Raw genomic sequence first — 7346 nt, forward strand, 5'->3', positions numbered from 1 at the left:
ACATCGAAGTCGCCCCAGGCCTCCACGCCCCAGGTCTCGCCCTCGAGACCGTTGCCGATCCGGATCGGGAACACCGTGACCGGCGTCGTCTCGTTCGAGCGGATGCCGCGATAGTCATGGTAGAAGACCGTCGCCGAGACCGAGATCCGCGAGGTCGGACGGCCGCGGTAGCCGAGTTCGTAGGCGGTGAGCCGCTCGGCCTGGAAGTCGGACCGCAAGAGGAACGGCGGGAACACGAGGTCTCTGTCCAGCCGCGAGGGGTTGCGGACCGCTCGCGAGACGGCGCCCCAGACCATGGCGTTGTCTGCGACCTGGACGGCGATGCGGCCGTTGGGGAGCCATTCGGTTCCGCCCAGCGTGCTGTGCTCCACCTTGACGCCGGCTGTCAGCGTGACGTTTCCCAGCGTGACCTGGTCCTGGACGAACGCGTTGGCGATGCTGAAGCGGTCGCGCGGCGGATCGAGGACGAAGCCGTTGACGAAATTGGCGAAACGGTCCGACCAGCGGCGGTAACCCGCCCCGAAGACGATCTTGTGCGGACCTGTGGCGAGCCGTTGCTGGGCCTGCACGTCGTAGGTGACGACCCCGTCGAGGATGCCGCGGGCGATGCGCTCGTATCGGTCGAAGTAGGCCTGCACCTCCAGCTCCGACCGATCGCTGAAGCTGTGGTTCCAGCGCCCCAGCACGTTCTCGCCGACCAGCTTGCCGCGTGCGCCGGGGATCAGGGACGGCACGCGGTCGACGTAGGCGTCGCCCTGCAGCGTGAGGCGGTCATCGTCCCAGTTGAAATCGGTGCGGAAGCCCGCCTGTCTCCCGCGCCAGCCGTCGCCGGCGTCGACGCCGTTGCGCAGCGTGTCGGCGCGGTCGAACGCCCGGGCATAGACGCGATAGGCGCCGTGGTCTCCCACCTTGCCGCCGTAGCGCACCGTGTAGAAGTAGTACCCGTCGCCGGCCGCCCCCTGCGCGGCGAGGCCCTGGGTGAGGTCCGCGGGGCGGCTCACGATGTTGATGACCCCGTTCACCGCATTGGCGCCCCAGAGCGTCCCGCCTGGGCCGCTGACGACTTCGATGCGGTCGATGTCCGGGAGGTCGGGGTGCAGCTGGCTCCATTCGACGCCGGAGAAGAAGGGCGAATAGACGCTTCGACCGTCGATGAGCACCAGCAGCTTGTTGGAGCTTTCGAAGCCGTTCAGGCCGCGCGCGGAGATCCCATAGTCGAGGGCGTCTACGCGCTGGACATTCAGGTTCGGGGCGAGCCGCAGGGCCTCGGCGATGGTCTGGACGCCGGTGCGGCGGATGTCGTCGTTGCTGATGACGAACACCGAGGCCGCGGCGTCGCCCAGGCGCTCGGGTCGCTTCGACACCGAGGTGATCTCAACGTTGGAGAGCTCCTCGATCGACATCCGGGAGAGGTCCGACGCTGCGTCGGCCCACGCACAGGACGGCGCCAGCAGAGCCGCGGCAGCGAGGCACGCGCGACTGGGCATTCTCCCCCCGGAGCTTACGCTTCGCGACGTTTTCCGTCGCTTTGAACAGCGAAGTAACGGGCCAAGGCCGCGCTTGTTCCCGGCGGACGACGAAAAAGGCCCGGGATCGCTCCCGGGCCTTCGTGTTTCAGGCGCTTTCGCGGATCAGACCGCTTCGGGCTCCTGCGCCGGGGTCTCGACGACTGGGGCGCCGGGTTCGCGTTCCTGGCCTTCGATGTCGAAGCCGAGCTTGCCGTCCTTGAGCACCACGCGGACGTGGCCGCCCTTGGTCAGCCGGCCGAACAGGATCTCGTCCGCCAGCGGCTTCTTGATGTTCTCCTGGATCACCCGGGCCAGCGGCCGGGCGCCGTAGAGCTCGTCGAAGCCGTTCTTGGCCAGCCAGTCCGCCGCGTCGTCGTCCGTCTCGATCGTGACGTGCCGGTCCGCGAGCTGGGCTTCCAGCTGCATGACGAACTTCTGCACGACCTGGCGGATGATCTCGGGCGTGAGCGGCCGGAACTGGACGATCGCATCCAGGCGGTTGCGGAACTCGGGCGTGAAGAGCCGCTTCAGCGCCTCGTCGACCTCGTCGTCCTGCTTGCCGCGGCCGAAGCCGATGGCGTTGCGCTGGGCGTCGGAGGCGCCGGCGTTCGTGGTCATGATCAGGACCACGTTGCGGAAGTCGATCTTCTTGCCGTTGGAGTCCGTCAGCTGCCCGTGGTCCATGACCTGGAGCAGGATGTTGAAGACGTCAGGGTGCGCCTTCTCGATCTCGTCCAGCAGGACCACCGAGTGCGGGTGCTGGTCGACGGCGTCGGTCAGCAGGCCGCCCTGGTCGAAACCGACGTAGCCGGGGGGCGCGCCGATCAGGCGGCTCACCGTGTGGCGCTCCATGTACTCCGACATGTCGAAGCGCAGCAGCTCGATGCCCAGGGTGGAGGCCAGCTGGCGCGCCGTCTCGGTTTTGCCGGTGCCGGTGGGCCCCGAGAACAGGTAGCAGCCGATCGGCTTGTTGGCGTCGCGCAGGCCGGCCCGGGCCATCTTCATGGCCGAGCTCAGCGAGTCGATCGCCTCGTCCTGGCCGTAGACGGCGCGCTTGAGGTCGCCCTCGAGCTGCTTCAGGGCCTCGGTGTCGGACTTGCTGACCGACTTCGGCGGGATCCGGGCGATCTTGGCGACCACCGACTCCACTTCCTTGAGGCCGATCGTCTTCTTCCGCTTGCCCTCGGGGAGCAGCATCTGGGAGGCGCCCGCCTCGTCGATGATGTCGATCGCCTTGTCGGGCAGCTTGCGGTCGGTGATGTACTTCGCCGACAGCTCCACCGCCGCGCGGATGGCGTCGTTCGTGTAGCGGAGCTTGTGGAACTCCTCGTAGTAGGTCTTCAGGCCCTTCAGGATCTTGATCGTGTCGTCGATGGTGGGCTCGTTGACGTCGATCTTCTGGAAGCGCCGGACCAGCGCCCGATCCTTCTCGAAGTGCTGGCGGAACTCCTTGTAGGTCGTCGAGCCCATGCACCGCAGGGTGCCGGAGGCCAGCGCCGGCTTCAGCAGGTTGGACGCGTCCATCGCGCCGCCGGACGTGGCGCCGGCGCCGATCACCGTGTGGATCTCGTCGATGAACAGAATCGCGTCGGGGTGGTTCTCCAGCTCCTTGACGACCTGCTTCACGCGCTCTTCGAAGTCGCCCCGATAGCGGGTGCCGGCCAGCAGCGCGCCCATGTCGAGCGAGAAGATGGTCGACTTCGACAGGACCTCGGGGACCTGCTTGTTGACGATCTTGCGGGCCAAGCCCTCGGCGATGGCGGTCTTGCCGACGCCGGGGTCGCCCACCAGAAGCGGGTTGTTCTTGGTCCGGCGGCAGAGGATCTGGATGCAGCGCTCCACCTCGGCCATCCGCCCGATGAGCGGGTCGACCTTCCCCTGCTTGGCCTTCTCGTTGAGGTTGATGCAGTAGGCCTCGAGCGCCTCGCCGCCGGTCTTGACCGCGGGCTTCTCCTCGTCCTCGGCGCCCTTCACGGGCTTGGCCTCGGACGCGCCGGCCTTCTTGGCGATGCCGTGCGCGATGTAGTTCACCGCGTCGTACCGCGTCATGTCCTGCTCCTGCAGGAAGTAGGCGGCGTGGCTCTCGCGTTCCGAGAAGATCGCGACCAGCACGTTGGCGCCGGTCACTTCCTCGCGACCGGACGACTGCACGTGGATCACCGCGCGCTGGATCACGCGCTGGAAGCCGGCCGTAGGCTTGGCGTCCTCGCCGTCGTCGACGACCAGGCTGCGCAGCTCGTTGTCGACGTAGTTGGTGAGCGTGGTGCGCAGGGCCCCCAGCTCCACGTCGCAGGCGCGCATCACGCCGGCGGCGTCCTCGTCGTCGATCAGGCTGAGGAGCAGGTGCTCCAGGGTGGCGTATTCATGCTTGCGCTGGTTGGCGTACGCCACGGCGCGATGCAGGGACTCTTCGAGTTGGCGGGAAAATGAAGGCAAGTGCGCCTAATCCTTCTCCATGGTGCATTGCAGCGGGTGCTGATGCCGCCGCGCCGTATCAACGACCTGGGCCACTTTTGTTTCCGCCACTTCGTATGTGTAGACCCCGCAGACGCCCACGCCATGCTGATGAACATGGAGCATTATGCGAGTCGCATCTTCGCGCGACTTGTTGAAGAATTGCTCAAGTACGTACACGACGAATTCCATCGGCGTGTAGTCGTCATTCAGCAGCAGGACCCGGTACATCGAGGGTTTCTGCGTCTTCGGTTTGGTCTGGGTGATGACCGCCGAGCGAACGCCGGTGTCAGCGCCACCTTCCTTCCGTTCGCTCATGTTTCCGTTCTCCTGGCGGGACCGGCGCGGTCCATCCCGTTCCGATTAGATATGCCAGATAGCGCCTTTTGGAAGGGATGAATCGTCACGGGGCATGTTCACTCTACGGCGCCCGGCCTGCCGGCGAGGGGGTTCTGGCCAGGGCGGCGGCTGCCGGTTTTCAGGGCGATCGGGGCCGCGTCACTCTTCGTCCGACGCCACGCGGGCCCGCAGGATGCGCCCGGAGGTCACCGAGTCGGGCCCGAACCGGGCGCGGATCGCGTCCATCGAGCGCTCGCTGGCCAGCGCCTTCTTCTCCTCGCCGGCAAAGAAGTCGTCGGTTGCGCTCTCGGCGTCGATCAGGTCGGCGATCCCGATGCCGATCAGCCGCCAGGGCCGGCCGTCGGCCTCCTTCGCGAGCAGTTCGCGGCCCACCTTGAAGAGCGTGTGCGCGGTCTGGGTGGCCACGGGCAGGGTGCGGCGACGCGTCACGATGCGGAAGTCGGTCGCGCGCAGCTTGAGGGTCACGACGCGGCCGGCGACGCCGCCCTGGCGCGCCTGGCGGGCCACGCGCTCGGCGAGGGGCGCCAGCCTGTCCTCGAGCTCGGACACGCGCGAGAGGTCCTCGTTGAAAGTCGTCTCGCAGCTGATTCCCTTGCGCGCCTCGTTGGGGTTCACGGCGCGATGGTCGCGCCCGTGGGCCAGGGCGTGCAGGCGCAGGCCGTGGGCGCCCCAGCGCTCGGCCAGGACCTTCACGTCCACCCGGGCCAGATCGCCCACCGTACGGAAGCCCGCCTTCTCCAGCGTGGCGACCATGGCGGGGCCGACCCCCGGAAGGATGCGGACGGGCTTGTTCGCCAGGAAGTCCTTCGCCTCGTGGCCGATCACGGAGAACCCGCGCGGCTTGTCGAGGTCGGAGGCGATCTTGGCCAGGAACTTGTTGGCGGCCAGCCCGATGGAGACGGTCAGGCCCGTCTCGGCCTCGATGCGGGCCTGCAGCCGCGCGAGCGTGATCGCGGGCGGCGCGCCGTGCAGGCGCTCGGTGCCGGAGAGGTCCATCCAGGCCTCGTCGAGGCTGAGGTTCTGGATGAGCGGCGTCAGCTCGGCGGCCATGCCCAGGATGCGCTTCGACTCGGCGCGGTACTTGGCGAAGTCGGGCTTCACGACCACCGCCTGCGGGCACGCCTTCAGCGCCTTGAACATCGGCATGGCCGAGCGGACGCCCGAGATGCGGGCGATGTAGCAGCAGGTGGTGACCACCCCGCGCTTGCCGCCGCCGACGATGACGGGGAGGTCGCGAAGCTCGGGCCGGTCGCGCTTCTCGACGCTGGCGTAGAAGGCGTCGCAGTCCATGTGCGCGATGGCGAGCTCGCCGAGCTCGGGATGGGCGACGACGCGCGGGCTGCCGCAGGCGGGGCACCGCCGGGCGGGCTGCTCGCCCTGCCAGAAGCAGTCGCGGCAGAAGGCCCTCATTCGAGCTCGTCCAGGCGCCAGAGCCAGGCGGCGCCGCGGACGCCGGACGAATCGCCGTGGGCGGCCTTGCGGATCGGAACCTCGTAGGCGTCCGCGAAGACGTGCGGCGCGATCGCGGCCGGCAGCCGCGGGTAGAGGACGTCCAGGTTGGACATGCCGCCGCCCAGCACGATCACGTCCGGGTCGAGGATGTCGGCCACGACGGCGAGGGCGCGTCCCAGGCGATCGACGTAGCGCGCCAGCGCCGGATCGTCCGGAGGGACCGCCTCGGCCGGCCGCCCGGCGTCGCGCGCGAAGCCGGTGCCGGACAGCCAGAGCTCGAGGCAGTTGGTGCGCCCGCACCAGCAGCGCAGACCGGGAAGCTCCTCGGCGCGCGGCCAGGGCAGGGGCGTGTGGCCCCACTCGCCGGCGACCAGGTTGCGCCCCTCGACCAGGCGGCCGTCCACGGCGATCCCGCCGCCGCAGCCCGTTCCGACGATCACGGCGAAGACGACGCCCGCATCGGCCGCGGCCCCGTCCGTCGCCTCCGACAGCGCGAGGCAGTTGGCGTCGTTGGCGTAGCGCACCGGCCGGCCCAGCACGCGCTCCAGGTCGGCCGGGAACGGCCGCCCGTTCAGGACCGTGGAGTTCGAGTTCCGCATCAGTCCGGTGGACGGGGAGGGCGATCCTGGTCCGCCGACCCCCACCCGCGCCGCCGCGACGCCCGCCTGCCGCTCGGCCTCGACGACGACCTCGCGCGTGGCCTCCAGCCGGTCCACATAGCCGGGAGGCGTCGGCCGGCGCACGCGCGCCTGGAACCGGCCCTGGGCGTCCAGCGCCGCGGCCTCGATCTTTGTGCCCCCGAAATCCACCCCGATGCGGATCATGCCGCCAGCTATACCCGATCTGTTCCGCGCGCCTCAGCCTCGATCCAGTCGCAGACGCGGGCCAGCACCCCGGGGTCGGGCGGCGAGCGCATCTCCGCCGCGTAGGAGGCGAGGCCCGGGGCGCCGCAGGTCCGCCGCAGCAGATGGCTGATCCCCGTGGGCGTCTCGCCGGTGAACGGCGCATCGATCGCCGCGCCGATCCGGCCGACGTCCGACGGCTCGACCTGCACGTCGTCGGCCCCTGTGATCGCGAGGACGGGACATCGGATCGCCCGGAGATCATCGACTGGATCGTGGGCCATGTACTCGCGGAACCACCGGGCGGGGAGGTCCGCGCCGCCGACCCGCAAGACGTCTTCGGTGGATCTCTCGAGTCGGCGGCGCGCGATCGCCTGCCGCAGCCTGAGCGCCGGACCCAGCAGGCGCGAAGGGCCGTTCAGCGTCTCGGCGAGCTTCGCGGACTGAGCCCGCATCACGTCCGCGCCCCGCCGGGCGGCGCCCGCCAGCAGGACGACGCCGCTCAGCTTGGCTCGTGCTGCGAGGCGCATCGCGAGGGTCGCGCCCACGGAGTGACCCGTCACGACTAGCCCCGCGGACGGCAGCGCCCCGCCGAGCGCGGCCAGGGCCGCCCCGGCGTCGGCGGTCTCGTCATGAAAGCCCGTGGTCAGATAGGTCCCCTGTGAGCCGCCCACGCCACGCTTGTCGAACCTGAGGCTGGCGACTCCTCTTCGGGCCAGTTCCTCCGAGA

General features: G+C 69.3%; 6 protein-coding genes. All 6 read right to left on the reverse strand.

All coding sequences use genetic code 11. From position 1 onward, the window contains the following. Positions 1–1403: TonB-dependent siderophore receptor (locus tag JNK30_RS00100; protein ID WP_293479020.1), on the reverse strand; the 1403-nt coding region annotated here is incomplete at its 3' end. A gap of 228 nt (positions 1404–1631) precedes the next feature. Continuing rightward, positions 1632–3944, reverse strand: coding sequence for an ATP-dependent Clp protease ATP-binding subunit ClpA (clpA, locus tag JNK30_RS00105; RefSeq protein ID WP_293479022.1), 2313 nt, complete (start codon positions 3942–3944; stop codon positions 1632–1634). A gap of 6 nt (positions 3945–3950) precedes the next feature. After that, positions 3951–4280 carry an ATP-dependent Clp protease adapter ClpS gene (clpS, locus tag JNK30_RS00110; RefSeq protein WP_068877522.1) on the reverse strand — a complete coding sequence of 110 codons (330 nt, stop codon included), beginning with the start codon at positions 4278–4280 and terminating at the stop codon, positions 3951–3953. A 180-nt stretch (positions 4281–4460) separates the two neighbouring features. Continuing rightward, entirely contained in the window at positions 4461–5732 is a 1272-nt protein-coding gene (locus JNK30_RS00115) for a DNA polymerase IV (RefSeq protein WP_293479025.1), read from the reverse strand. Next, complete coding sequence (locus JNK30_RS00120) at positions 5729–6598, reverse strand: ROK family protein (protein ID WP_293479027.1); 870 nt, start codon at positions 6596–6598, stop codon at positions 5729–5731. The genes JNK30_RS00115 and JNK30_RS00120 overlap by 4 nt, the downstream gene beginning before the upstream one ends. 8 nt (positions 6599–6606) lie before the next feature. Next, the coding region (locus JNK30_RS00125; RefSeq protein WP_293479029.1) for an alpha/beta fold hydrolase at positions 6607–7346 on the reverse strand (740 nt) is incomplete at its 5' end.

This window comes from Phenylobacterium sp. (assembly GCF_016793225.1).
Lineage (GTDB): Bacteria > Pseudomonadota > Alphaproteobacteria > Caulobacterales > Caulobacteraceae > Phenylobacterium.

What these genes read in the sequence shown, in the direction of transcription:
- JNK30_RS00120 (WP_293479027.1), bottom strand. Translation starts at nt 6,598, where the DNA reads ATGATCCGCATCGGGGTGGATTTCGGGGGCACAAAGATCGAGGCCGCG.
- clpS (WP_068877522.1), bottom strand. Translation starts at nt 4,280, where the DNA reads ATGAGCGAACGGAAGGAAGGTGGCGCTGACACCGGCGTTCGCTCGGCG.
- JNK30_RS00115 (WP_293479025.1), bottom strand. Translation starts at nt 5,732, where the DNA reads ATGAGGGCCTTCTGCCGCGACTGCTTCTGGCAGGGCGAGCAGCCCGCC.